Here is a 26,602-nt window from a genome sequence, read left to right as displayed (position 1 = left end):
GATGAGCACGGGTCTACTTGAACAGCGCGCCAAATACCCTTACAGCGGATACGAATACGGCTATGGTAAGGGCGGATCTGCGGACGAAAACGGTAACGGTCGGAAGGAAATTGATTGTTCTCACTTACTAAACCTAATGCTCCGTGATGCGGGGTATGACATCCCCTACCGCACTACAAGTCAACTTGCGACAGACACCACGCATTTCGAGTTCATTGCCCTCAACAGCGTTCAGCCAGGTGATATCGCGCTATGGACAGGTATGCACCATACCGGCGTGATCGAGGACATGGACGTTAACCGGGTCAAGGGGAATTTTTTCGGCTCACAGAGTTCGACCGGGCCAAAGTCCGCAAAGTACGGTGAGGGCAGCGGCTATTGGCCAATGCCGAACAAGTACCTACGGCCGAAGGCGGAGTATAGGAGCGGTGCGCAACCGACGCCTGCTCCTGCTCCGGCGCCTGCAGCGACCCCGGCTCCGGCAGGATCACCGCTCATGAGTTTTCAATACCCGTTCCGAAAGGCGGACGGGAAGCAATTCGAGAGTGCCGACGAAATATATAAAGCGTTAGAAAAAGAAACGTCGGGTCACTATCTCTTGGGCAGTAATAAGTTCTGGCATGGTGGTATTCACATTAGCAATGCCAGTGCCCCTCAATGCATCTTGAACGAACCGATCCGCTGCATGGCTGACGGCGAGGTTGTGGCCTATCGGCTTAACGAAGACTATCTAGAATCTACGTTCGGCGAAAATCAGAAAAAACTGCAGTATTCCAACTCGTTTTGTTTGGTGCGACATGAGTACAAATCTGCGCCAAACCCAGAAGAAGGACCGAATAAAGGCAAGCAAAATAAGCTGAATTTCTACAGCTTGTACATGCACCTTCTGCCCTTCAAGCGTTATCCGCTGACTGAGGAAGAAACTCCGAAGCCTCAAGTGACCATGAAAGTAAGTGACTTCAACGCTTACGACGATTTCCCTGAATCCAGTAGCGTTCAGAACGTTGGCAAGCTCGTTGCGGGGACCAAACTTGAGATATTGGATCAAAAGGACTTAGGCAACGTTACCTACGCGAAAGGAAAAATCCTGTCAGGTAGCGTTAAAAAGAGTGGCCACAAAGTTCGCGAGGCTGGCAAAGAGGTCTGGTTCGCATACTTGAAAGATGGAGACCCCTACAAAAACTCCAAGCCCGCACGTATATGGCTGGCAGATCCGATCCCGGAGCGTTTAAAGCCCAAATATTGGCAAGGCAAGGTGAAGGGGACCGCGTTGAAGAGATTGGATCTGTATCAGGATCCCGTCTCTGCCCAAAATGGGCAGGCTGCCGGTGCGAAGATGGGCTCGTTGCAGCTTACCCCTCAAAGCACGGTGGAATTTGAAAGCAAAGAGGTACTGAATCTCAATGTTTCAGGGACAATTCGTCGAATGGCGAAATGTACCAGCAGCGGTAGCCTGGCTGGGACGGGAAGCCTTCCTTCCAGCTTCTGGGCGATTGTGGAAAACGACTACGTTGCCTGGGATGTAATCCCGAGTAGTTTCAATTCTGTAGAGCCTGCAAGTACCGGAATCAAGGCGGGAGACCCGATTGGCTATCTGGGATTGACTGAGAACCTTACCGGCGAAGATGGCGGCGTAGCGAGTAAGTATCAGGTACACGTCGAGATATTTACTGCCGAAGCCGACGTAAAAGACTTCCTGAAGAATACGGCTGGGCTGAAGATCGGCAAGCAATACCTGTATTTGCCGACCGAAAGTGAGCTGAAGAAAAAAGCACCTGCTACAGGCAGTACGGTACTGAAAGCGGAACATGCGGTTGATTTGAACAAGACTCCAATCGTCAAAGTGGGCGCCGACGATTACTACGATGTGACCGTTACTGACAATGCTCAGGCGGTCAGCGGCCTGGTCAAGAAAGCCGGTGCACAAATCATCACTCAGCATGATTGGGAAAAGCTGGGGTTTCAGATCGTCGAAGAAACCAATGCGACAGCGGACGGTTTTCTTGATCCTAATGACATGCCCGTGTTTTTTCAGGACATGCTTACGAAGATTGATAAAGACGAAAGCGGGGATGTCGATCCGGCTGAGCTGGCCGAGGCCTTGAAAAACCCCGATACGCGGTCGCAGTGGTCCAGGCTGGTGGCCCATCATCCGACCGAGTGGAAAGCGAAAGCAGATGCTCCCAAATGGAGTCGGCTTGATACTGAGCTCAAGCATGCACCGAAAACACTGCAGCATGAAAAGGAGAGGATCAGCAGCTATGTGTTTTGGGATGATCTGAAAGAAAAGGCTGCCATCAGTACCGATTTGATATGGCATTTTCATTCGATTGCATTTGTAGCGAACGCGCTGTCGGCTGCTTGTATCCCACTCAACAAGGCCAAAGAAATCGCCCTATTGGTTTCCTCTGGATACGAAGGAAAGAGCGAGCTGGATTATGAGGCACTGGCGGGTAACTTCGATGGTCAAGGTATGTCTTTCGGTGTTATTCAGTGGAACTTCGGGCAAGGCACGTTGGGACCGGTTCTACTGGAAATGCGTGCAGCAGATCAAACCACGTTTGATGGATGTTTTGGCTCTAACATGAATTTTCAGACACTGATAAATTCGTTGAATTCAGCCGATACCGCTGCCCAGAAAAATTGGGCGTTGGGAGTAATTGCTAACAATAATGCAGGGTGGAAGTCGGCTTTCAAGAAACTTGGTGAAGTTGAGGCGTTTCAGAAAATTCAGCTGAATTGTGCGGCGAAATATAATGATAATATAGCGTCTTGTATCAAGCTGATGCGAGAGTTAGCGCCGAATCTGATGGTTAAGATTCAGTTGCGGACTTATTGTGCGCTATACGACCTGTGTGTTCAGCAAAACCATCTTGCGAAGGCGGAACAACTTATTAGAGATGAGTTTCCTAGCGCTAACATTACAACCCAAAAAGAGTTACTTATTTTTGTTTGTAAGAAGCGAGCCGAAAAAGCTTCGACGGCCTACAGGGCAGACGCGTTCAGTCGCCGGATGGGGATTATTCAGGGACAAAAATATACCGCTACAATGAGTGGTAACACCGCCACTAAAGAAAACGGCAATTTCGGAATGATCGTTGAGGGTGACATCTGTGAGCTTTAAATTCCGTTGGTTTATTACTTTGATTTTGCTTTCGTCTCCAGCGTGGAGTGAAGGAAAAAAGCTGGCGTGCGATCCTGATACCAATGTTTGTTCAGTGGCTATTTCGGAGAACTTCTGTGGTTCTGATGGCGTTCCAAAGGCGAAGTTTGATATCAGGAGCCAGAGTTATATATTGAGCTGTGAATGTGACTGTAGCTCTCAGGAAAACACCTTCTGGATTTTGAGTGCTGACGGAAAAGTGCAAACACTTGATGCGAGCAAGATCGTAAGTGGCGTGGATATTATCAAGAATAAATCCGGAGTACCTGACGCTTTCGGTGTGGTTCCTTATTGCCAACCAATTAATGCAAGTGGTGAAAGTCTGGTGTATCTACAGAAAGGTCCTGGCTCTGCGGGGCAACCACAACCATATTGCTATTCAGTGCTTGAACATGATGAACCGCAGAAATGTGAAAGCGCTGAATGTCTGAGTAAGATAGAAATGGTCTCTGGTGTTGAGAAAAATATAAAAGAAGAACTTTTGGTCGAGTTCAAAAACGCCACGTCGCGCCTTTATAAGGATAAAGCAAGATTTTCTAGCTTTCCGAAACGTGATTTTATTGAACGCTACATTGGTGAGTATGGTTACTCTTCTGCCAGCCAACAAGTTTTCAATGACGTAGCATTTTTTTGGCAGCAAGCAGGCTTCAATACCGACGCAATTTGGCTCTTGAAAAAAGTTATTTCAGAAAATCCGAAGCGGACAGTTGCCTATCTTAATCTCGCAGATGCTTATTGGGAGGCGGGTGATAAAGCATCCGCAGGAAAGAACTATAAGGTATACACCGATCTCATGAGCGAGAATGGCAAGCAAGCCAAGGTTCCTGATCGGGTTAGGCAGCGTGCTACAACGCAGTAATAGAAGAAGTTGCAGACTACTCTCCTTCTGTTAAGGCTCACGGGTCATGACTAGGCCTTGGAAACTTTATTGTTTGATGGGACGTTTGCTACGGGGCTTTAATGGATCTGTTCTGGTAAAGGAGCCGGATTTATTTTTTGCGCTCGACCGCTTTGAATTTGGTTGAGAACTTAAATAGATCTGGCCCGTTTGTCGGTTCTGACTCTATTTTCTGTCGCAAACCCGTTCAGAATTGAACGGGTCACTGACTTTTTTACGGACGCCAAGGAATGCAGATTTTCAGATTCAGTCTCATTATTTTACTTTCAATACTGTCGCCTGTGGTCATGGCTGAGGGCACGATGATTGCCACCATCCTTCAGGCCGACTTTTCCAAGGATCCGGAAGTCCGGTTGCTTGTCAGAGTCGTTGATGTGGGTGGCGGTTCGGATAGCCCTTCCATGGCGGTTCGTAATCAATGCCTGGAGAGGAAGGCGTCCGCAGAACGTCCTGGGCCGGATCCGTGCTTTTCGATAGAGATTACTGAGAGCAAAAAGCAACGGGCCATTGTTCGGCAAACGCTATTGAATGATCCTCAGCGAACAACCGACCCTATCTATTTGGAAATTGTTTATCGCTCGGAGGTCAGCGAGAGTGATCCGACGAATCACCATCAGCGATCCGCCACACTGAAGATCGAAGAAAACGGCCTCTACAATTGGAACAATGAAAGCGAACAGGCATTGGCGGACGTTGAGTGGTTTCCCTTGGGAAATGGTGTTCTTGATCTGATGGTTCCTGACGCGGATGCATTGTTGAACTCTGTATATCGGGATCGTATGAGTCGGCTGGACGAAAGCGGTCAGAAAGCACTGAGGGAAACTCAAAGAGCCTGGATGAAATTTCGAGATGCGGAGTGCCAGGCCGACCCGAAATCGCATAAATCTGTTTTCGGTGAGTGGTCCGATGCCTGCCTAATTCGCGCGACGATAGAGCGTGCTCGCCAATTGGCTTTGGCACCGGACAAGAGCAGACGTTGAAACGGACAAGCCAGAGCATTCGCGCGAAAGCGACGACTTGGATGAGCATGCATAAACTTTTCTTTCTCTTTTTTGCGCTATTTCCTTTAGGCGCTCAAAGCGCAGTCACCACCGAATCACTTTGCTTCGAACTATCCCAATCGAGCCCGGTAAAGTTCGAACTCCGTACCTACTATGACGAAGCCAGCAAATGGTCCGGTGGTTTTGTGAAGTACGCCAAATCCAGCGAGCCTATTTCCATTGTGTTGACGGATTCTCAGAATGAAATCCTCGATCCGGACGCGCCTTGGCAGCACACCAGAACTTGGTCCGAAGTCATCAACGGCGAGGTCACGGGCACTTATGAGTTGATGACACAAGGCTCGCAGATCGTCTCGATGTCTTACACAAAGCAGTCCAACGGCAAGGTGTACAGCTTCGGAATCAATACCAGCATCGACTCCTCTCCGGAGTCCGGATGCAAGTGGGAATAGGGCGAGTACATGCATTTCAAAACTTTAGCGTTATCACTGCTGGGCCTGCTGTGGACGATCCCGTCGCTAGCCGAAACCGCTACGTTCAGCCCAACCCAAGGCGTTGAAACAACGCTGGTTCTCAAAGGCTCCACGCTGAACGTCGCGGTTAAAGGCGAAACGCATAACGAGTCGCGGACGGTCGATTTTGAAGCCGTAAACGAACTCCACATGCAGTTCGACGATTTCAATTATGACGGCGCCCAGGATTTCGCGATCTGGCAGCTTGATGACGGCATGGGTACTTACGACTACTACCGGGTGTTCATTTACCAAGCCAGAACCGGCACCTTCGAAGAATTGCAGCCGGATTGCGGCGATGGATTCGTTAATTTGCGCGTCGACAAAAAGCGTAAAGTGTTGCTCAGCACCTACTGGGAAATGAACATACCCAAGCAATGCGTCACCCGGTTCTCCAAACGCAAAGCCTGAATGACTCAAGGAAGAACACAGTGAAACGGTTTGTTGTGGCGAGCTTAGAACGAAGGATATGTCTCGGGCGTTAGCCTGTTATCAAATGGCGGCTGACAAAGGTAATCAGTTGGGCCTCTTCATCGTGGGGCGATTGGGATCGTCAGGCGCCGCGCCGATTGAGGCTTGCCACTGCATTTGAATTTTGGGGCATGTTTGATGCGCTTTCGCACGCGCTGAGCCTGAATCCCTCACGCTAAAACGTTTAATGCTTGAGCATCTGACGACTGCGATTTTCCTTTAAACTCCCCACCCCCAAGGAATGCGCTCAGGACACGGAATGCCAGCCCCCTCGAACTCCCTTCGCCCTGCGCTAGTGCTCTGGCTATACGCCGCCGCAATCGTGCACATTCTCGCCGGTCTCACGTTGACCTGGGCCGGTCATTCCGGATTACTCGACGGCTATCTTCACACCCTCGAACTCGCACTCTGGGGCGCCGATACGGTTCCTGCTGCCGGCCACGAGCAGCAGGTGTGGTGGCTCGCACTGTTCGGCGCGACGTTGCAAAGTTATTCGCTGTACATGCTCGCGCTGGTGCATTTGGGCAATCGCCTGAAATCGCCAAGTGTATGGGGCTGGTTGATGGCGGGCATCCTGTTATGGGCGCCGCAGGACATGTGGCTCTCGGCGCAAAAACAGGTCTGGTCGCATCTGTGGCTCGACGGTTTTGCGCTGCTGGTGTTGTTGCCGCCGCTGATCTGGTTGCTGCGCCATGATCGTCGGAAATCTCTGCCAGAAAGGATCGTGAGCAAGTCCAACCCCTTTGTCGGCGGCGCCTACAAGCGCGTGCTAATCACCGGGGGCACCGGGTTTATCGGTGAAGCCGTGGTCAATCAGTTACTCGACGCCGGCCACACGGTCAGCGTGTTGGCGCGGGATCCGTTGAAAGCGGCGAACCTGTTCGACGGTCGCGTTCGCTGTGTGCGGTCGTTGAGCGAACTCGGCTGCGACGAACCCTTTGACTTGGTGATCAACCTCGCCGGCGCACCGGTTGCCGGGCCTCGCTGGAGCCCCGCGCGTCAGGCGCAACTACTCGCCAGTCGGGTCGATACCACCGAAGCCTTGATGACCTGGCTGAAGCACACAAGCCACAAACCGGCGCTGTGGATTCAGGCCTCGGCCATCGGTTTCTACGGCGTGCGCGATGCCAGCGAAAGCCTCGATGAACACGCCAGCAAGGGCGACGGTTTCATGGCCGAACTCTGCGCGCGTTGGGAAGCCGCCGCGCAACCGGCCACTGAGTTTGGCGTGCGTCAGGTGGTGCTGCGTCTTGGCGTGGTCTTCGGCCCGGGCGGCGCGTTGACGCCGTTGCTGCTGCCGTTCCGCCTGGGCTTCGGCGGGCGCATGGGCGACGGTCAGCAGATCATGAGCTGGGTGCATCGCGACGATGTGATTCAGGTGATCGCTCGATCCTTCCACGATGAAAATTTGCGCGGTACCTACAACATGGTGGCGCCGGAAACGGTCAGTCAGGCAGCGTTCGCCGAGCAGGCCGGCAAGGTCCTCAAGCGTCCGGTGTGGTTCCATATTCCCGCCGCGCCAGTGCGTGCGCTGGCAGGGGAGATGGCGCAGTTGTTCTTTGACGGTCAGCGCGTGGTGCCGCAGCGTTTGACCGAGGCTGGCTACACGTTCCGTTATCCAACCCTCGACGCCGCTCTGCGCGACCTGACCTGAGGATCGCTCATGAGCAAGCCCTTGATGTACCTGTTGGCCGGCAACGGCAGCGCCGCCGATTGGTGGGATGACGCGCTGCCGCACTTCCAGCGCTACGACGTGGTACCGCTGGAGTTGCCAGGCTTCGGCGCCAACCCGCAGCCACCCTGCGAAGATCTGGCGGACTACGCGCAGACCTTGCTGGCGATGACGCAGAAGGGCAGCGCGATCATGGCGGTGGGGGTCAATGCCTTGCTTGTATTGCATGCGTTGCAGCGTCGGCCCGGACACTTCTCCCGCAGCGTTTTGTTGGCGCCAGTCGGTGCGTTTCTATGGCAGCGGCGGTTGCCGGCGCTGATGTCGCCGCTGCCGATTCGCAAGACCATTCACTGGCTGCTGTCGAACAAACCCGCGCTGTTCGCCCGCAAGTTCTCCAACCAGACCTGGACCCCCGCGCAATACCAGCGCATGGGCGCCGGTTATGCGCGCTGCCGTGCGTTCGTTCCGCATTGGGATCTGATTCGTGCCGACACTGCGCTGCCGCTGCTGGAGTGGATCACCGATCCGGTCGAGCTGGTCTGGGGCGATCAGGACGCTGTGCTCGGCATCGAGCAAGCGGCGGCGTGGTCGGCGATTCTCGCTCGCGCTGATCTGACTATCAGCCTCAAACCCGGTTGGGGCCATTACCCGTGGATCGACTCGCCTGCGCAGTTCGCGCAGTGGCTGGAGTCGGGCGAGCGCGGGTTTGTCGCGCACACCAAGGGCGGGCGTTTGCGCTTGGCTGAACTGGCCCGGCAAGCGGTGCCGGCGGCGCTGACCCTCAACGATTGCAATGATCCGCGTCTGCCAGCATTTCTCGCTGCCCAACCCGACGTGACCTGGGCGGTGCGCTCCTCCAGTTATGGCGAGGATCAGGCCGATTCGGCAAATGCCGGTTTGAGCACAACCTATCTGCGCGAGCCGACCGCCAATGTGTCGAAACGCATCGCCGAACTGACGGCCGAAGGCGTCGAGGAAGTGGTGGTGCAGCGCTTCATCACGCCGGTAGTTTCCGGGATCGCGTTCGTGCGCCATCTCTCGGTAGAGCTGGAGTGGGTTGAAGGCCATCTCGAAACGCTGGCCGACGGTCACGTCAGCCCCTCACAAGCAACGCTTTCGCGGCTTGGTGATGCCTGGCGCAGCGGCACGTTCACGCCGTCCCACGGCTTGACCGAAGACCTGCTGTGGCGCTTTCTGCAAGACGTGTTGCGCGTGTTTCACTACGTGCCCGGCGACGTCGAATGGGCCTGGGACGGCTCGCAACTGTGGCTGCTGCAATACCGGCCGATCAGCGATTATGGCTGGCGCCGGCACCTGACCGCCGCCAACATCGCCGAGATCCTGCCGCCGCAACCGAGCGTGCTGGTCGAGTACGCCCAGCGCCGCGCGGCAGCGAGTATCCCGGCGATCATGGCGCGCTGGGATGCGCGAGTGTTGCAGGACAACGAGCCATTCACTGCTGTGTTCGGCGGTGCTTCCTACATCAACAATGATCTGTTTCTTGCCCGGTTGGCCGACTGGGGCATCAGCGCCGCTAACTACGCCGGTGAAGTTGGCGGAGCGACGCCGCATCTGCCGTGGCAACCGCTGAAGATGCTGCGTTCTTTGCCGCTGTTTTTACGTATGCAACGCAAGGCTCGCGGCCATTTGCTGAATCTTGAAAACGGCTTGCAGCGCTTCGATCGGGAACTGGCCGAACTCGTCGCCCAAGCTGCCGATGGTCAGCAATTGGCGGACTGGTTCACACGGTTTTACGTGTTCGTCGTGCAAGGCAATCTGTGCATTGCCACGGCGCTGGCGAGCAGTGGCGGCGACTGGCTGGGCCGCCCGCCGACCGCGTACGACAACCTGGAAAACTGTCCGCACCGATTGCCGTGGGAAACCGATCCGGCCACCCCGCGACCCGCGTCGAGCGAGCTGCCGCTACAGCCATTCCCGCAATGGTCCGGGCTGGTCCGCCTCGCGCATTCGACCGGCCTGCCGGGCCTGCGCGGTTACTACCTGCAAGTACGCGAGTGGTACCGCGACAACCTGATGCGCATCTTCTTCCGGCTTCATCACGCCATGCCGATGGCGGATCGCGAGCACTGGTTTGCGCCGCATCCCGACGTGCGCACCCGTGACGGCAGCTTCTGGCAGGACGGTCGCGAAGGTGCGGAGCAGGCCACCGGTTTCATGATTTATCCGGGGCACGTGCAAGGCATTCTCGGCGAGGACATCTTGTTGGAGGACACCCTCGATCCGGGGCGGCATGCGCACTATCAAGCAGCACGAGCGGTGATTGCGCGGATGGGTGGGCGGCTGTCGCATGGTTCGACGTTGTTGCGGGAATTGCGCAAGCCCTCGGCGGTGATGCCGCAGGTTGATCCGGCGTGGATGGGGTGTGAGGTGTTGTATCGGGATGGTGCACTGGAATTGATGAATTCGAAGGATACGAAGTGAAACGACGGTTGTTGATGTGTTTGGCCTGGTTGCCGATGGTGAGCATGGCGACGGATCTGTGCAATTCGGAGACCGATACGAAGAATTTTCTCTCGCAATGGGTGGAAAGACCCGATTACATCCTGGATATACATTCAAGTTTTCAACCTGATGGATTCAGTCTGGAGGAGGGCAAGGTGGTGTATCACGGCGATCTTAATGACGACGGCCAGGAAGATTTCATTTTCACCTCCTACTCAAGCCGTGGTTCAGCGGGTGACTCGACCTTCGCCTTCCTCATCCAGTGCCACGGTTACTTGAAGCATGTCGGGGGCGATTATTTCGCCGAGGTCAAAGTTCTGGACGGTACGCCCAAGAACGGCGGCGATGTAAAAGACATCGAGATCTACTCCTACATTCGCGATAAGCGCGGCCAGATCCGCTACAAGGGCAAAGAGGCCATGACCCGGCCACATCTGTGGCGATTCAATCCGCACACACAGCTTTATGAAGGGCAGTCTGAGTGAGCCGACGGTCCCCACTGCATTTACGGAGTTACTACGTGAAAGGATTTTCGATTGTTCTCGGCAGCTTGATATTGGCTGCCGCGTCCATGGCATTCGCTGCCGACCCAACCTTCAAGGATTACACCGTCACGCCAGTGTTCACCGGCCCCAACCATAAGTTGGTGCTGCAAGAAAACAGCAGCTCAATGATGGATCAGGCACGGGTGCAAGCCTTGCAAGGCAAGGTCAACTTCGCCGGCCATTACATCCTGCACAGACTAGGTTGTGGCGGCAGCGCCATTTGCGGCGAAGTGCTGGATGCCCAGACCGGTGAGGTTGTTGGCGGTCTGCCGAATGCTTACGACGGCAGCACCTTCGGCATGGTTTACCAGCCCGATAGTCGTTTGATCATCGTCTCCGGCATCACGCTCGACGGTGAAGAGGACGCCCAAGGGAATGCGTTGGAAAGCGGCAACCGGGATCGTTACTACGAGTTTGTGAATAACGAATTCCGGCTGCTGAGCATGACCGACGTGGAATCGTCGCCGATGGATGAGGAGTGAGTCGATGAACCGGTTTTTCATTCGGCCTGTGCTGATTGCGCTTTCGCTCTTATCTCATTCACTGCCCGCGACTGCCAGCGAAGGGAGTTGCTACGGCTACCTTACTGAGCTTGTCAGGAGCAGCGATTTTCCGTTTCGTTATGTCGGCAAGGACAAGGTCAATTTGCTGATCGATGAGGATGACGGTGAAGTAGTGCGCGCTCAGCTGTTTTTCGACACCGACGGCACCGGCACGATTGGCTGGATCAAATACACCCCGGCTACCCGTGTATTGCTCAATAGCTCGACGGAGTTGGAGGAGCCAGTGGCATTGTCATTCGATGCCAAGTTTGCGGACGGCTATGCGAAGTGCTTGGCGGAACAACAGGCTGGTTAACGGCGAAAAGGATTTCTTAATGAATCAGTTTTTGTTTTTCGGGGGGCTGGCATGGTTGTTCTCTTCCCCAGCCTTCGCCGCGCCGACGGATGCTTACACCCAACGCGATGTCATGCAGTGCGGCGGTGTTGAAGTGGTGTTGGTGTCGTCTTGCCGATCGGTGACGGTGGATGATGCGGAAACCCACGTTATCCCGGTTTGCTCCGACCAGACCATCAACATCGGTAGCAAGGTGCTTCGACGCGATATCAGCAAAGTTTCACAACTCACTTCCGACGGTGCGAAGACGAAGATGTTGAGCAATGTCGTTGTGGCGATGGATTGCGTGGAAGGCACCCAGGGCAGCCTTGTTTCGATAGGCGGATATGGCGGTTGTGGTGCCTGCGCGGAGTGGCATGGGTATTACTCGACAGCAGGGCTATTGGAGCAATACAGCTTCGATAATAACCAACGCTCTTTTGGCTCGAAGGGATCTCGGGAAGAGCTGATCAAGGCCTATGGCGTTACGAAGAGACAGCTAATGTCAGAAAGCCCGGCGGTGAAGAGGATCGTCTATGGCCAGCCTTAAGTGGGTGTTGATGATCAACTGCCTTCTTGCCGCCACAAGTGCCCTTGCCGAGGACCCGCCCATAGTCGGTATCGACGGACACACGGTTACGTTTCGAGCGACAAAGTGGACTATGCCCGGCGTTGAGTCGGGGACCGCATGGTTCACCGCCAACGGCAAAACCTTCCCGCTTTTCGGCGCCGACATTGGCGCCGATGGGCATTCCAATATGCTCAGTCCTGACAAGAAAACTCTGCTGCTCGATCCAGTGATCTTCGGGATGTTGTCGCTCGAGAATGGTGAAGAAAAACTGGAGTCGCAACAGCATTGCGTTGTGATCTCCATGGAGACCGGTTGCGTGCTGGCTGATCGTTGGGCCACTTTTTGTGTCGGTCAGTGGAAGGGCAATCAGTGGATTTCCGCAGACGGTGATGTGCTCACTCCTGCCTTGGAGACGAAGTCCCCAAAGGACTTGCTGAAATATGTTTCAAGTATGGAGCCGGCGCAATCCCGCGCAGAGTCCATCGAATGGGGCCTGAACTTTTTAAGCCCCGAGTCCTACATGGCGTGCCATCCCCCGGCGCAAAATGTTCAGGCGTACAACGACCTGGGTTTTTATCTAGCCGAGGGCGGTAGAGATGAGCTGGCGCTGAAGTTTTATCGCGGCGTTGAAGCCGTTGGTAAACGCACGGTACTGATGTTGAACATTGCCGACTCGCTCTGGCGCCTTGATCGCAAAGATGAAGCGCAGCGCTATTACATCCAGTACCGCGACGCGATGAGTGCCGACGGCAAGGCGCAGAAAATACCTCAACGCGTAGTTGAGCGATCCGCAATTCAGGGAATGAAAAATTGAACATGTTTGTGCGTTTTATCGCTTTGTCCTTTGGATGCCTGTTTGCCTCTTTTGCGATGGCCGAGGACGACTGCAAAGAAATCACCGTTAGCGCCCAGGTCGATCGGTGTGCGGAGGCAGCCCGCAAGGAAGCCGACACGCAACTCAATGCCAGCTACAAGAAACTGCTGGGACGGTTTGAGTCTCAACAACGGCGTGACCCTGAGCAGGGTAAGGCGCTGGTCGCCATGGCCAGAGAGTCCCAGCGCGCCTGGATCAAGCTACGCGACACCACATGCCCGCTAGAAGCCACGGAAATCGAGCCTGGGATGGCAGCGCATGTTACGACTATCAACAACTGCATGGCCAGAATGAGTCTGGAGCGTGCGGCTTACCTGGACACAATCGTCGCTGATGAGCCGGTTAATATGGTCGATCTCAACAAAGTGTCCAGAACCGACGCCCATCGATTTGGGGATGTCGTCGCGCGCTATGTCAGCACCTTTGGCAGCCCATGCCTGACAGTCCAGATATTGGCGCCCAATGGCGGATGGAGAGTGCTGTCCTCCAAGCGGTTCTGCAGTTTCGAAGGCAAGGCATTTTGGACGGAATATGCCGATGCCGGGTTTGAGGATCATGTGTTTGCCGAGGATGGGTTGCACGTGACGCTCAGTTTGACGGAGCTTCGTGGACTTGGAGAGAAGCGCCTTGCCTGTGTGATTCCGATTCAGAATGAGCAAATCAAAGAACTGAAATGCGGTTCGTTTGAGCCCGGTGCTTAAACGGGCAAGATCTATTGGGCGTATTTGGACATCATTTGATTGAATCAAGGATTGAAGAAAGTGAAACGCGTATTGCAGAGCGTTCTCTGCGCTCTAACTTGTTGTGTCGCTGTACCGGGTTCTCCCGCGCTTGCTGCGCCCCAAGTTCTCAAGGAAATCCCGGCAAACTTATTAGGCGATGAATCTCGGCAAAACGTCTTTGTGCTGGCGGGCGATACGGACGAGGTCTCCAACCGGTTGTTGATTGCGCCGGTACAGGCACGTGATGAGAACATCTTGCTCGATTCGTCGAAGGCGCTGCCTCTGATCAAGAGTCAGTACTCGTCTGCGCTTCAGGGTGTCTTCAGCGTCCATGTACTCAAAGGTCGCCCTGGAGCCATGACTGTCATTGATCCGCAGGCGGAGGAAGCTGTGGTCAAGCAGCCGTTCGTTGAGGCTGGGGATTACATAGCGCTGGTAACCAGTGAGGAAGACAACGCGATTTATAACTTCAACCTGTTGTTCGCCTTCAACAGAGGTTCAAAGCAGTTTGAGCTGAAAGCTCTGCTGGAAGTGGCGAACAACGACTCCTGTGATCGGTCGCTTGTCAGCGTAGTGGAGTTGCCGGTGCAGACATTGGGCCCAATCACTCTCGCTTCTTTCGATGGGCGTGAAGTGCTGCAGAAGTTGCAGGTTGCTCGTACTGGCAGTATTGAGGGCGTTAGAAAGAAATTGATGACCGTCGATTCAGCTGATCTGCTGGATATGGCGCTGGCAGCCTACCGAAAGGGTGATGACTCTTCCTTCAAGGATACGATGAGCTACGCGTTGATGGGTGGTGGTTCACATGACACTTGTCCCCCGGATAGCTATATCGCCGCAAAGTACTACTACCCGCAGCGTCCCGGCTGGTCCAGCGACTTCGGTTTTCTGCTCGGCGAGGCGGGTTACTACGCAGAGTCCATTGAGCTGTCGAATGCGGTGATTGCACACAACCCAGCGCGGACGGTGGCTTACCTGAATCTCGCAGATAGCTATTGGGCTATGAACGATAAAGAGCGAGCGGTATCGGCGTACAAGCAATATGCGTCGCGTATGTCGGACGCGGGAAAGGCTTTGAAAATTCCTGCTCGGGTAGCTGAGCGCAGTGGCGGAGTATCCGGGTCATGATCAAACTCAAGGCGCTCTGTAGACTGGTCGCGGGTGTTTCTTTTGCTGCTTTGCTGATTCCTGCGCATGCCCAGGAAGTCTGTAATCCCGACAGTTTTTCCAATCCCGATTTGATCATTTGTGGTCAGCAGACTTTCGAGAAAGTCGATGCAGTGTTGAATGAGCAATATAAGAAAGTCTTGGTCAGTTTGGCGCCTGCTGACAAGAATCAGCTGACCGATGTGCAGAAGAAATGGGTGCGTTTCAAAGAGTCGTTTTGCGAGGATATCTATCAGTCGGCTTTGCCCGGTGCAGAGGCACCCATCGAAAGGCTCGCGTGTCTCGTGCAAACAACCAATGCTCGGTTGGGGGAGTTGGTTGCTCTGCAGACGGGCTTACCGCTAGATGGCTTTTACAAAGCGGCATCTGCGATTGTGGGGAAGGATCGTGAGAGAAATTTAGCGGCCGCCATTGAGCGACTGGGAGGGGATGAGTTCGATGATCCGCTTTGGAAGCAATATGCGGATGGGCACTGCGAAATGAGCGAGCGTTTGTTCCGTGAGGATTTCGCGAATTGCAGCGTGCGGATGCGCTTTCAGTTACCTCTGAACCGTTGAAGGAATGATCGGTTTGAAATCAATCCGGATGTTATCTGTTGCGTTGTCGTTCCTCTTTCCTCTTGTGGCTCACAGCGAGGTCAAAACGGAGATCTATTGCTTCCGTTCACAAGAGGGTAAGAGCAGCAATTTTGAATTGCGGACGTATCACGACTCGAGCGCCAAATGGCAAGTTGCGAGCGTTAGGTACAGTAAGTCGAAAGAGGCGCTTACTCTCGTCTATGGAGGCTCGGAAGAAGAGTTTCCGAACCCTAATCGGCCCCCCGAAATCACGACGAAGTGGGTGGAGGTGTCTGGAGGCCTTGTGACTGGTGATTATGTAATGGCGAGCCAGGATCCCTTCGTTTACGGAATCGTTTACACAAACCGTAAGTCCGGAAAGAAGTACATATTCGAACACGATAGCAACATGAATGCTTTGCCTGAAACAGGCTGTCAGTGGTGACTCACGTACTTGAGAAAGGGGACTTAAAGTCCCCTTTTTTAATCCGCAAATCCCGCTACGACTTGGCTGCCAGGTTCCGCACTTCAATATGATCAAGCGTCCCTTCCACCATCAATCGCACCCCATCCGCCATTCTGCGTAAGCGTCTAGCGAACACACCTTCAGAATCTCGCCCTTATAGCTGGAGTCGGGTAGGTGACTTTGTTGGCCGGATACTTTTTGATTGCACGTCCTTACACTTAGGGGACTGCGGCGCAGTGATGCGCTGCTGTTACCCGACGAAGGTGCAATTAAGCCCTGCACCTTTTTGCCCCCATTGACCGGCACCGAGGACGATCTCTTGGATGCAATGAATACACGCGAGCTCGCAGAGCGCCTGTTAGAAGAAGGATGCAACCCGTCCATGTATGCCATCGGCTCCCGTGGCGGGGCGTCAGACGCCTTTTGCCTAAGCCACAGGGACGCGCAGTGGCAGGTCTGTTATACGGAGAGGGGTCTAGATTCACCGCCAATCTATGCCTCAGGCAGTGAGTCCCAAGCATGCGAGTTCTTCTTTAAGTACATCATGGCTATGCGTCATGACCACTGTGTTGGCTTCTTTAAGTCCCAAGACAACGCCGTGGCCCTGGAGCACGAGCTCAGAGAGCTAGGGGTAATTAGTTGGTCTGATCAAATCCCCTACGGTGGTAAACACGATCCTCGGTACCGAGTCTTTGTCACCGGTAAGGAGATATTCGTGGCCAGAGAAGCCCTTGGCGAATTACCGCGACGCGACACTGGTGCTTAATCGGTGAGCAATGGAACAGTGCGACCTGAAGTCATACGTCCGAGCATCAAGCTTTGCGTGATTAGACCGGCTGCCACCTATGCGGCAGCAACTCGGAAATTTCACACGCCCGCTGCGTCGGCAGGCGTGTGAGGACGTCCTTCAAATAAGCATACGGATCATGCCCATTGAGGCGCGCCGATTGGATCAAACTCATGATCGCCGCCGCCCTTTTGCCGCTGCGCAATGATCCTGCGAAGAGCCAGTTCTTGCGACCTAACGCCCACGGCCGCATCTGGTTCTCTGCCCAATTATTGTCAATGGGTACGGCCCCATCATCAAGGTAGCGCGACAGCGCTTTCCGGCGTTTTAAACTGTAATCCAGAGCTTTACTGATAGCCGAGCCATCATGCACAAGATGGCGCTGGGCGATCATCCAGACATGCATGGCGTCCATCACTGGCACCGCTTTTTCTTGCCGTATTCGGCGTCGTACATCCGGCTCTAGGTCGCGGACTTCACGCTCGATTTCGTACAGCAACTGGATGTATCTCAAGGCTTGCTCGGCAAGATGGCTCTTGTTGGTGGCGTGCAGTTCGAAGAACTTACGCCGCGCATGAGCCATGCAGCCGATTTCGGTAACGCCGAGTTCAAAGCTGGCCTTGTACCCGCCAAAATCATCGCAGACCAACTTGCCCTTCCAGCCTTGCAGGAAGTTACGTGCGTGCTCTCCGGCGCGGCTGGGGCTGAAGTCGTAAACGACCGCCGCCAATTTCGAGAACTGGCTGGTGGCGTAGGCCCAGACATACGCTCGATGAGTTTTCTTTGCGCCCGGCGTCAGCATTTGTACCGGCGTTTCATCGGCATGGATTACTTCATGTTCGAGCACAGCATCGCGCAGGGCATCGACCAGCGGCTGCAACTGCACACCACAATTGCCGACCCATTGCGCCAGGGTCGAACGGGCGATGGCGAAACCGGCTCGACCAAAAATCGACTCTTGGCGATAGAGCGGTAAATGGTCAGCGAACTTCGCGATCATGACGTGGGCCAGCAGCCCTGCGGTCGGGATGCCTTTGTCGATGACCTGAGCCGGAACTGGTGCTTGGATCAGGGTTTCGCACTCATCACAGACCCACTTGCCACGGATGTGCCGCTCGACGGTGAACACGCCCGGCGTGTAGTCGAGTTTCTCGCTGACATCCTCGCCAATGCGCTTGAGGGCGCAGCCGCACTGGCAGTGACTGTAGTCCGGTTCGTGGTGGATCAGGGTACGCGGAAACTGCGACGGCAAGGCAGTACGCTTGGGTTTTTGCCGAGTCTCGGTCGAAACAGGAGCGGGCTGTAGCGCTTCAAGTTCGGCTTCCATGGCTGCGATGTCGGTGTCGATCAGGTCATCAAGCAGGCTGGTCTGATCCGGGCTCAGTTGCTCGCTGCGCTTGGCAAATTTGAAGCGCTTGAGCTGCGCGATCTCGTGGGCCAGTTTCTCGTTGACCGTTTTGTGAAGATGGATTTGCTTACCCATCGTCTCGACTCTTTGATCGAGACTCTCGACACGCTGCATCAACTGCGCCGCCAGAGCGCGCAGTTGTTCAGGGCTAAAGTGGTCGAGATTAGGAAGCGAAGTCATGCCACCAATTTTGCCAGAACAGTCTGAACGCAACGATAGGCCCATCGGACAATTGCACGGCCTAGCTGGTCGTGGCGGGCGTTATATGATGGAAATCGCGCCGCCTGGGCCGACTCTTTGCCAAGGCAAACCCAGCACCAGGGCATGTAGTTGTTCGGCACCCAACTCCATCTGTGAGCCGTGCCGAGAACCCGGCCAGAAGAACTTGCCTTGATGTAGGCGGCGCGCTGCCAGCCAGATACCCATTCCGTCGTGCACCAGCACTTTCATGCGATTGGCCCGACGGTTGGCGAACAGATAAGCACAGTGCGGCTGCGCAGCACCGAACACGGCGACCACACGCGCCAGAGCGGTTTCTGTGCCGGCGCGCATGTCCATGGGCTCAGTGGCGAGCCAGATGGAGTCGATGCGGATCATCGCAACAGGTCTCGCAAAAAAGTCGCGCAGTCAGCCGCACTATCGGTCGGCCAGTTCACTTTGACAGTGCCACGCGGGTGCTGGATTTCAACGCAGATATTCGAGGATGCAGCCTGCGAATTTGCTCCGGCGAGTGGCATGGGTAACGGAATAAACGTAGGTTGCAGCTCAGTGTTTTTATGCGTTTGGATTCGAATCCATTTGTGGACGAGGTTCGCGTTCAAGCTATGGCTCAGCGCGACGCTGGCAATCGAGGCACCGGGCTGGGCGCACTCTTGAATCACTTGGACTTTGAAGGATTTGGAGTAAGAACGGCGTTGTGGCTGCATGGAAAACCCGCTTAAAAGGCTAGAAATGGTGCCCACTTAAATTTAAGTGCACACCATGTCTTGGCTTTGCAGGGCTGGGTAGATGACTTGGCCGGACGGATACCATTCTGCTCAGGGCCAGTGCTACCGAGCGGCGGGAGCCGTGGAGGTCGTCGGCGAGGTCGCAGGCGATGGCGCTGATGGACAGGAGGTCTTCGGAGGCGTTGGCCATGAGGGCTTCGGCGTCGGTGCCGGGGGTGAGGCTGAAGAGGCCAGTTTCGCGTTTGGGTTGGGATTCGGTGCGCGGTTTGAAGTGATGGTCGAGGGCGCGTTCGGCGGCTTCGTGGAATTTCTTGGATTCCAGCGATTCGTAGGGCGATATGTCTGGGGTTTCGGGGGGATTGGGTGTTGGTTTGATCATTCGGTCTTACTCCAGTTTCAGGAGCCGACACCGTTTCGCTCGCACTTCGAAAGTGGTGGCAGCTGTGCATAGGTGTGCAAGACCGGTGGAGTCACCCGGCAGACCCTAAGGCCTCCCATACACAGCAGCCATAACGATCCGCGAGCATAGGAAAACGCTCGGCGAATTGCCATAACCAATGTGGACTCCCGCCGGACTTGCACGTCCGTATCACCAATTCGTGGTGACCTATTGAGGCTATCGATGAACCCTCATCCTGCCTAGTTCACGCACAACACCACGCTTTGCAGGAAATTTCCCATAGGTTTGCAGGCCGGAAGATCAAAAGATCGCAGCCTTCGGCAGCTCCTACAGGGATGTGTTTCAACAGGTGTAGGACGGTGGGTGCCGAGTTGTGACTTGGCGGTCATCGTGCGGGAAATGGTCTGCATCATCTTCCAATAGCGGCCGATAGTGGCGTTATCGTCTGAATCCCTTACACTGCCCCGGCCGTTCATTTTCCTTTTGAGGCTGTGCGCATGAAATTTCGTTTTCTTCTGTGGATGATGGGTTTGTTGATGGGTAAGGCCAGCCGGACAAATCCTGCGTTCCAGCAGCAGTTGGGTGACAAGGATCTGGTGTTTCAGCTGCAGACGCTGGACGGGAAGGTGGCGCGGCATTTCGTGGTGAAGAATCAGCGCGTTACCAGCAAGTCTGGCGTGGTGGCGGAGCCGGCGTTTGCGATTGCGTTCAAGGATGCGGGTTATGCCTTTGCCACGATGCAGGCGAAGAACAAGCAGCTGGCGTTCATGCAGGGGATTCAGGACAAGTCGATTCAGCTCAAGGGCAACCCGGCGCTGGTGATGTGGTTTCAGGGGTTGATGAAGTATTTGAAGCCGAGGAAGGCCAAGCCCAAGGCCTGATTGGGGGCCAGTGAGCGAGTCGGACTCATCGCAATCGAACTCGCCCGCAGAGATTCCAACGTCGATAACCCGATCCTGGTCCAGCACAAAATCCCGTAGCAACAACGCCTCGCCCTCGAAGCTTGCGCTCTACTGATTAGCTCGCAAGTCCTCTGTAGCACTCCTTAAGTCCTTTGCGCACCTGTCAGGTCTGACAGGTGCGCCCATTTCTGATTGGTGCTCCACTGTCAGCGGTGTCGATTGGTGGGCAGCATTGGCAAATCAAAAGGAGTGCGATCATGAGTGATATCGAAAAAACAACGGCAAGCGAAGGGCTCGATCCTGCTTTTGCTTCAGGCGGCAAGCTTGAACTGCCTTTTGAAGGCGTTGTGGGCAGGTTCCCTGAATCTGTCGCCTCGTTACCTGGCAATAAAATGCTATTGCTATTCAGCGCTTCATCCTCGGAGAAATCCCTGCCCAAAGTTGCAAGGTTGTTAGAGGACGGCACATTAGATTCAACTTTTGGGAAACAGGGGATTGTCGAGATTCCTTCTCGGGCAGGCGCTGTTTTTTCTGCGCGTCATTTGCGCCTCCTCGACAACGGTGGATGGCTGGTCACGGGGACGGTGGAACACTCGAACGGTTCCATTGATCTCGCGGTCGTTCGTCAATTGGCTGATGGCCAGATGGACACGTCCTTCGGTCCTGAAAAGGACGGCATGGTCACTGTCAATGTGTACGACCTCATCGAATCACGCAGCCATCCGGATGCAAATTTTCTCACCCGTCGCCATGACGACAAAAACGTTGAGAAGTCATCCGCAGAGGCGGGTGGCTTTGGAATGCTTGGTGTAGGGCTGCTCGATGGAAAGATTGTTCTTAGCAGTACTGTCTTTTTCGCTTTTGACTATTTGAGAGGGCTTGTTCTGAGACTTGATGCGGATGGCTCGCTGGACAAGACTTTCAATGAGAAAGGCTTTGTGCTGGTGGAGCTTCCTGATATCGCTCACCGCTGGAATTACGCTTCAGGTTTGGCTGTTCAGCCCGATGGAAAAGTGCTGGTCTGCGGTGATTTCAGCAGAGCGACTTCCGATGAGTTGCCTGACGCTTATGTGATTCGCTACGACCAGCATGGCAAGGTCGATGCGAGCTATGGCGACAATAAGAATGGTGTCGTAACCATCACCGACAGTAGCCAATGGCTTGACCTTGTTTCGATGGTGTTAAAACCAGACGGTGGCCTGTTAGCGACGGGAGCCGCAAGTCTTGAGTCGCGTCGTGATGGGCTGATTGTCGCGCTGAACTCGAGCGGCAGTTTCAATCTTGTTTTCAACAACGGCAAACCACTGTTTTCCCGTTTCACGGAGCACGGAGTTGCCTGGGAGCACTGCGTTTTGCAGACCGATGGCAAGCTGGTTGTCAGTGGACAGGGAGGGGCGGCGTTTCTTGATGAAAAGAGTTCCGTTGTCACTGCGCGCTATAACCTGAGCGGCTCTCTTGATACGGCATTCGTGGGCAAAGGATGGGCAGTCTTTAACCATGAAAACGGGGTTGATATATTCAGAGGGTGCACAGTAACGGACGACCGCCGGATCGTTGTTTGCGCTTATACAGCGTTTGGCACCCCGCCTTATCCGGGTTATGTGCTGCGTTATCTGGCTTGATAGTGAGTTTGCGTCGCGGGCCAGGCTTGTTCTGCAGAAGCAAGACTTGCCCGCGATGCGTTTCAGGCCTGGCTGAATTGCGAGGCCAGTTCGCGCAGTAGGACTTCGGCTTCGAGGACTTTACTGACTACGTCGTTGGCTTTGTCGCGAGTCAGGCCGACACGTTCGAGCAGGGCGTCGGGGATGTCTTCGTCGGGGCCGGAGCCGATGCCGCGGCTGCGCAGCAGGCGTACGGCCAGGCAGACGAGGTTCGGGTATTCGGCGTAGGCGCCGTCGTAGCTCGGGTCGTGCTGGAAGCGCAGGGCGGTGGCCAGTTCATCGGGCATGTCCCAGTAGCGCATCAGCCACGAGCCGATCTGTTCGCGGCTGATGCCCAGCAGGTGCTGCTCGATGTAGCTGTGGCACAGGTGCGGGTTGACCTCGAGGTGACGGCAGATCAGCGAGAAGTGCGGCGGGAACACGTGGGCCAGCAGCAGGTAGCCGAAGTTGTGCAGCAGACCGGCCAGATAGGTCAGGCCGGCTTCCGGGCGCTGGGCGCGCGGCATGGCGCGGGTCAGGCCTTCGATGACGGCGGCGGTATAGATCGATTGCTGCCAGTACGGCGTGGTGTGTTGCGGATGGTCTTTCGGCAGGCTCAGGGTCTTGCCGAGGGCCAGGCCCAGGGCGAGGTTGATCACCAGATCGAAACCGAGCACGCGAACGATCGCGTCTTCCACCGAACGGATCTTGCCCGGCGAAGCGTAGTACGGCGACGCCGCCCAGCTCACCACTTGTGCAGCCAGCGCCGGGTCGGTTTCGACCACGCCGGTGATGTCGTCGATGGTGGCATTGGGGTCGACGCGCAACTTGATGATTTTTTGCGCCGTCTCGGCCAGCGGTGGAATCTCGATGGTCGCTTCCAGACGCTGCTGGATCCGGCGTGCGGTGAATGCCTGCACGGCCTGGGTGATTTCCTCGCGGTCATCGTCCGGGCGGTCGAGGTTCGGGCGGATGCTGCTCAGGGCTTCGCCGAAATTGGCGGCACTGGCCTTGGTCAGCATGCTCTTGAAGGCTTCGCTGGTGATTTCCAGCAGCAGGCCCGGCTCGCCGGAGTTGATCAGCAGCTTGGGTTCACGCAGCAGGCTTTCTTCATAGAGGCACGGCGAACTAGTGAGTGCCGGCAGGCCCGGCAGCAGGCTCAGGCTGTGTTTGCCGAGCATCTTTTCCAGGCGCTCGGTGGACACGGCGGTCAGGCGCCGGCCAGTCAGTTCGGCGAGGCGGTTGAGGTCGAGCAACTGGCTCTGCGGAAACAGCACCATCAGCGCGCCCACAGCATCGTCCAGCAACACGGCTTGTACCTTGCGCGAAGCGTTGAGGCCGTGGTGGTCGAGCACTTCTTCGTAGGCGATCCCCAGCTTGCCGAGCAGCAGCCGAATTACAGACGGCGCGTGCGGGAGTTCGGGGGCGAGAGCTGCGTCAGTCATGGTGTGTATCCGTTTTTGAAACAATGGCAGGAGTATAACCAGCTCTGTAGGAACGATCCTGCACAAACTGCGACGGTGCTCACACTTGGCCGTATTGCTGCCCGTGACGCAGCCAGCGGTCGAGCAATGGGCTGACGTGCGTCGGCCAGCGTTCCAGCAGCGCTTGCGCAGCATCGCGCACGGCGGGCAGCAGATCGGCGTCGCGCATCAGGTCGGCGACCTTGAATTGCAGCAGACCGGTCTGGCGGGTGCCGAGCATTTCGCCGGGGCCGCGCAGTTCGAGGTCTTTTTCGGCGATGACGAAACCGTCGTTGGTCTCGCGCATGATGCCCAGGCGCTGGCGGCCGATCTGCGACAGCGGCGGATGGTAGAGCAGCACGCAATGGCTGACGGCGCTGCCCCGGCCGACGCGACCGCGCAACTGATGCAGTTGCGCGAGGCCGAGGCGTTCGGGGTTTTCGATGATCATCAGGCTGGCGTTGGGCACGTCGACGCCGACTTCGATCACCGTGGTGGCGACCAGCAGTTGCAGGTTGCCGGCCTTGAATTCAGCCATGACGGCGGCTTTCTCGGCGGGTTTCATGCGGCCGTGGATCAGCCCGACTTTCAGCTCGCCGAGGGCGGCGGTGAGGTCTTCAAAAGTGGTTTCGGCGGCCTGACAGGTCAGCTCTTCCGACTCTTCGATCAGCGTGCATACCCAATAGGCCTGACGGCCCTCGGCGCAGGCGCTGCGCACGCGTTCGATGACTTCGACGCGGCGGGTGTCGGTGACCAGCACAGTGTTGACCGGGGTTCGACCGGGCGGCAGTTCGTCGAGGATCGAGGTGTCGAGGTCGGCGTAGGCGCTCATCGCCAGGGTGCGTGGAATCGGCGTGGCGGTCATGATCAGTTGATGCGGACACATGCGCCCGCCGACGCCTTTCTGCCGCAGCGCCAGACGCTGCTGCACGCCGAAGCGGTGTTGTTCGTCGATGATCACCAGCGCGAGGTTCTTGAACTGCACTTCGTCCTGGAACAGCGCGTGAGTGCCGACCACCATCGGCGTGCCGCTGGCGATCTGTTCCAGCGCGGCGACGCGATTCTTGCCCTTGAGCTTGCCGGCCAGCCACGCGACGTCGATGCCCAGCGGTTCGAGCCAGCGCTTGAAGGTGATGAAGTGTTGCTCTGCGAGGATCTCGGTCGGCGCCATCAGCGCAACCTGATAACCGGCCTCCAGCGCTTGCAGTGCCGCGAGAGCCGCGACCACGGTTTTACCCGCGCCGACGTCGCCCTGAATCAGCCGCAGCATCGGTTCGTGCTGGCTGAGGTCGTAGGCGATTTCGTTGCCGACCCGTTGCTGCGCACCGGTCGGGTTGAAACCGAGGTTGGCGAGGTATTTCGGTGGCAGCTTTTTCGCCTTCGGCATCGCCGGCGCGCGCAGTGAACGCATGCTCTCGCGCAGACGTTGTTGCGACAGTTGATGGGTCAGCAGTTCTTCGAAGGCCAGCCGATGCTGGGCCCAGTGATGACCGAGGGCCAGCTCATCGACATCGGCGTCGGCGGGCGGGTTGTGCAGGTAGCGTATCGCATCGGCCAGCGGCGCCAGTTGGTAGTCGCGGGCCAGTTCGGTCGGCAACCAGTCGGGCAGGGTGTTCGGCTTGAGCAGGGTCAGGGTCTGCATGCACAACTGGCGCAGGCGCTGTTGGGTCAGGCCCTCGGTGAGTGGGTAAACCGGGGTCAGGGTTTCATCCACGGGCGGCGGTTCGTCACCGGTGATGGCGCGGTATTCCGGGTGATAGATTTCCAGTCCCGAAGCGCCGGGCCGGACTTCGCCGTAGCAGCGAATCCGCGTGCCGCGCTTGAGGCCTTCTTTCTGCGCGTTGCTGAAATGGTAGAAGCGCAGGCTCAGGCCGCCGGTGCCGTCCTGCATGCGCACCACCAGGCTGCGACGCCGGCCCATGACCACGTCGGCACCGCTGACGGTGCCTTCGACCACCGCGTCCTGGCCCGGGCGCAAGTGGCCGATCGGCACCACGCGGGTGCGATCCTGATAACGCAGCGGCAGGTGAAACAGCACGTCCTGGAGGTTTTCCAGGCCGACCTTGGCCAGTTTCTCGGCCATGGCTTCGCCGACACCCTTGAGTGCCGTCACCGACACTTGCGACAGCTCGGTCATGACCCTGGCTAACCGGCCGTGACCGGTGCGGCGGGCTTGGCCACCGAGCACAGGCGAACGGAGTCGGCGAGGATCTCAATGGCTTTCGGCCGCGGGAAGCTTGCACGCCAGGCAATCGCCACGGTACGGAACGGCACCGGCGCCGACAGTGGGCGCACTTCGATCACGCCCGGGGCGTAGTGGTGGCTGTCCACCGCCGACAGCGGCAGGATCGAGATGCCCAGACCGGACGCGACCATGTGGCGGATGGTCTCCAGCGAGCTGGATTCCACCGTGGTGTGTTTGGCGCCGTCGTTGCCCTTGGTCAGGGTCGGGCAGGCTTCGAGCACCTGATCGCGGAAGCAGTGGCCTTCGCCGAGCAGCAGCAGGCTCTTGTCGTTGAGCAGGGCGGCGTCGATGGATTCTTTTTGCGTCCACGGGTGCTGGGCCGGCATCAGGACGTAGAACGGCTCGTCGTACAGCGGCAGGGTCAGCACGTCGGCTTCGTTGAACGGCAGGGCGATGATGATTGCGTCGAGCTCGCCGTTGCGCAGTTTGTCGCGCAGCACGTGGGTGAAGTTTTCTTCGATGTACAACGGCATCTGCGGGGCGACCCGGTGCAGTTGTGGAATCAGGTGCGGGAACAGGTACGGCCCGACGGTGTAGATCGCGCCGACTTTCAGTGGGGCGGTCAGCTGGTTCTTGCCGGCCTGGGCCAGTTCACGGATGCCTTGCGCCTGCTCGAGGACTTTCTGTGCTTGGGCGACGATGCCTTCGCCGACCGGAGTCAGGCGCACGGCGCTTTTGCTGCGCTCGAAAATCAGCACACCGAGTTCGTCTTCAAGTTTTTTCACGCCCACCGACAGGGTCGGCTGACTGACGTGGCAACGCTCGGCGGCGTGGCCGAAGTGCTGCTCTTGGGCGAGGGTAACGATGTAGCGTAATTCTGTGAGAGTCATAGCGAGCGTCCATGAAGTTGCG

General features: G+C 56.3%; 24 protein-coding genes and 1 pseudogene. 17 read left to right on the top strand and 8 right to left on the bottom strand.

Annotated features, from left to right (window positions below):
* The first annotated feature begins 1 nt into the window (after position 1).
* The 15 genes from ACS4NR_RS21090 (at position 2) to ACS4NR_RS21020 (ending at position 15,492) form a co-directional block, all read left to right on the top strand.
* Entirely contained in the window at positions 2–3,124 is a 3,123-nt protein-coding gene (locus tag ACS4NR_RS21090) for a hypothetical protein (RefSeq protein ID WP_456018244.1), read from the top strand.
* Positions 3,114–4,022 carry a tetratricopeptide repeat protein gene (locus ACS4NR_RS21085; protein ID WP_456018243.1) on the top strand — a complete coding sequence of 303 codons (909 nt, stop codon included), beginning with the start codon at positions 3,114–3,116 and terminating at the stop codon, positions 4,020–4,022. The genes ACS4NR_RS21090 and ACS4NR_RS21085 overlap by 11 nt, the downstream gene beginning before the upstream one ends.
* A gap of 269 nt (positions 4,023–4,291) precedes the next feature.
* Positions 4,292–5,041, top strand: coding sequence for a lysozyme inhibitor LprI family protein (locus ACS4NR_RS21080; protein ID WP_456018242.1), 750 nt, complete (start codon positions 4,292–4,294; stop codon positions 5,039–5,041).
* 47 nt (positions 5,042–5,088) lie between these two features.
* Complete coding sequence (locus tag ACS4NR_RS21075) at positions 5,089–5,514, top strand: hypothetical protein (RefSeq protein ID WP_095669268.1); 426 nt, start codon at positions 5,089–5,091, stop codon at positions 5,512–5,514.
* Positions 5,515–5,523: 9 nt separating this feature from the next.
* The gene (locus ACS4NR_RS21070) at positions 5,524–5,985 is read left to right on the top strand and encodes an XAC2610-related protein (RefSeq protein ID WP_150370224.1); all 462 of its coding nucleotides are present in this window, start codon (positions 5,524–5,526) and stop codon (positions 5,983–5,985) included.
* Positions 5,986–6,304: 319 nt separating this feature from the next.
* Entirely contained in the window at positions 6,305–7,699 is a 1,395-nt protein-coding gene (locus ACS4NR_RS21065; protein ID WP_456018241.1) for a TIGR01777 family oxidoreductase, read from the top strand.
* 9 nt (positions 7,700–7,708) lie between these two features.
* Positions 7,709–10,159, top strand: a complete 2,451-nt coding sequence (locus ACS4NR_RS21060) for an alpha/beta hydrolase (RefSeq protein WP_456018240.1) — start codon at positions 7,709–7,711, stop codon at positions 10,157–10,159.
* Positions 10,156–10,665 carry a hypothetical protein gene (locus ACS4NR_RS21055; protein ID WP_285373427.1) on the top strand — a complete coding sequence of 170 codons (510 nt, stop codon included), beginning with the start codon at positions 10,156–10,158 and terminating at the stop codon, positions 10,663–10,665. The genes ACS4NR_RS21060 and ACS4NR_RS21055 overlap by 4 nt, the downstream gene beginning before the upstream one ends.
* An 86-nt stretch (positions 10,666–10,751) precedes the next feature.
* The gene (locus ACS4NR_RS21050) at positions 10,752–11,207 is read left to right on the top strand and encodes a hypothetical protein (RefSeq protein WP_183783528.1); all 456 of its coding nucleotides are present in this window, start codon (positions 10,752–10,754) and stop codon (positions 11,205–11,207) included.
* Between the two features lie 4 nt (positions 11,208–11,211).
* Positions 11,212–11,583 carry a hypothetical protein gene (locus ACS4NR_RS21045; protein WP_456018239.1) on the top strand — a complete coding sequence of 124 codons (372 nt, stop codon included), beginning with the start codon at positions 11,212–11,214 and terminating at the stop codon, positions 11,581–11,583.
* A gap of 19 nt (positions 11,584–11,602) precedes the next feature.
* Positions 11,603–12,151 (top strand): hypothetical protein, encoded by a 549-nt coding sequence (locus ACS4NR_RS21040; RefSeq protein WP_047596813.1) that lies wholly within the window; start codon positions 11,603–11,605, stop codon positions 12,149–12,151.
* Positions 12,138–12,986 carry a tetratricopeptide repeat protein gene (locus ACS4NR_RS21035; RefSeq protein WP_456018238.1) on the top strand — a complete coding sequence of 283 codons (849 nt, stop codon included), beginning with the start codon at positions 12,138–12,140 and terminating at the stop codon, positions 12,984–12,986. The genes ACS4NR_RS21040 and ACS4NR_RS21035 overlap by 14 nt, the downstream gene beginning before the upstream one ends.
* Before the next feature lie 2 nt (positions 12,987–12,988).
* Positions 12,989–13,747, top strand: coding sequence for a lysozyme inhibitor LprI family protein (locus tag ACS4NR_RS21030; protein ID WP_456018237.1), 759 nt, complete (start codon positions 12,989–12,991; stop codon positions 13,745–13,747).
* Positions 13,748–13,807: 60 nt separating this feature from the next.
* Positions 13,808–14,896, top strand: a complete 1,089-nt coding sequence (locus ACS4NR_RS21025) for a tetratricopeptide repeat protein (RefSeq protein ID WP_456018236.1) — start codon at positions 13,808–13,810, stop codon at positions 14,894–14,896.
* The gene (locus ACS4NR_RS21020; RefSeq protein WP_134784993.1) at positions 14,893–15,492 is read left to right on the top strand and encodes a lysozyme inhibitor LprI family protein; all 600 of its coding nucleotides are present in this window, start codon (positions 14,893–14,895) and stop codon (positions 15,490–15,492) included. Before ACS4NR_RS21025 ends, ACS4NR_RS21020 begins: the two co-directional genes overlap by 4 nt.
* Positions 15,493–15,992: 500 nt before the next feature.
* On the opposite strand, the pseudogene ACS4NR_RS21015 reads toward ACS4NR_RS21020, so the two are convergent.
* The 5 genes and pseudogenes from ACS4NR_RS21015 to ACS4NR_RS20995 all read right to left on the bottom strand — a co-directional run.
* Positions 15,993–16,088: pseudogene (locus ACS4NR_RS21015) on the bottom strand (DUF6124 family protein); the annotation flags it as partial.
* Between the two features lie 697 nt (positions 16,089–16,785).
* Positions 16,786–18,333, bottom strand: coding sequence for an IS66 family transposase (gene tnpC, locus ACS4NR_RS21010; protein WP_456018235.1), 1,548 nt, complete (start codon positions 18,331–18,333; stop codon positions 16,786–16,788).
* Between the two features lie 81 nt (positions 18,334–18,414).
* A complete protein-coding gene (gene tnpB, locus ACS4NR_RS21005) occupies positions 18,415–18,750 on the bottom strand; it encodes an IS66 family insertion sequence element accessory protein TnpB (protein WP_046481531.1) in 336 nt (111 codons plus the stop codon).
* A complete protein-coding gene (tnpA, locus tag ACS4NR_RS21000; RefSeq protein WP_456018234.1) occupies positions 18,747–19,079 on the bottom strand; it encodes an IS66-like element accessory protein TnpA in 333 nt (110 codons plus the stop codon). Before tnpA ends, tnpB begins: the two co-directional genes overlap by 4 nt.
* Before the next feature lie 19 nt (positions 19,080–19,098).
* Positions 19,099–19,479, bottom strand: coding sequence for a DUF6124 family protein (locus tag ACS4NR_RS20995; protein ID WP_456018233.1), 381 nt, complete (start codon positions 19,477–19,479; stop codon positions 19,099–19,101).
* A gap of 518 nt (positions 19,480–19,997) precedes the next feature.
* Here ACS4NR_RS20995 and ACS4NR_RS20990 point away from each other — a divergent pair.
* Positions 19,998–20,381, top strand: coding sequence for a helicase (locus ACS4NR_RS20990; protein ID WP_003229522.1), 384 nt, complete (start codon positions 19,998–20,000; stop codon positions 20,379–20,381).
* Positions 20,382–20,659: 278 nt separating this feature from the next.
* On the top strand, positions 20,660–22,024 hold the full coding sequence (locus tag ACS4NR_RS20985; protein ID WP_456018232.1) for a hypothetical protein: 1,365 nt from the start codon (positions 20,660–20,662) through the stop codon (positions 22,022–22,024).
* Positions 22,025–22,086: 62 nt separating this feature from the next.
* Here the strand turns inward: ACS4NR_RS20985 and ACS4NR_RS20980 are convergent, their stop codons facing one another.
* The 3 genes from ACS4NR_RS20980 to ACS4NR_RS20970 form a co-directional block, all read right to left on the bottom strand.
* A complete protein-coding gene (locus ACS4NR_RS20980) occupies positions 22,087–23,487 on the bottom strand; it encodes an aminoacyl-tRNA deacylase and HDOD domain-containing protein (RefSeq protein ID WP_095137709.1) in 1,401 nt (466 codons plus the stop codon).
* 79 nt (positions 23,488–23,566) lie between these two features.
* Positions 23,567–25,642 (bottom strand): ATP-dependent DNA helicase RecG, encoded by a 2,076-nt coding sequence (recG, locus tag ACS4NR_RS20975; protein WP_027610400.1) that lies wholly within the window; start codon positions 25,640–25,642, stop codon positions 23,567–23,569.
* A gap of 8 nt (positions 25,643–25,650) precedes the next feature.
* The gene (locus ACS4NR_RS20970) at positions 25,651–26,580 is read right to left on the bottom strand and encodes a hydrogen peroxide-inducible genes activator (protein WP_027610401.1); all 930 of its coding nucleotides are present in this window, start codon (positions 26,578–26,580) and stop codon (positions 25,651–25,653) included.
* Between the last annotated feature and the right edge of the window lie 22 nt (positions 26,581–26,602).

Source organism: Pseudomonas sp. JQ36, assembly GCF_053851495.1.
This window is presented reverse-complemented; position numbering and strand designations above follow the sequence as displayed.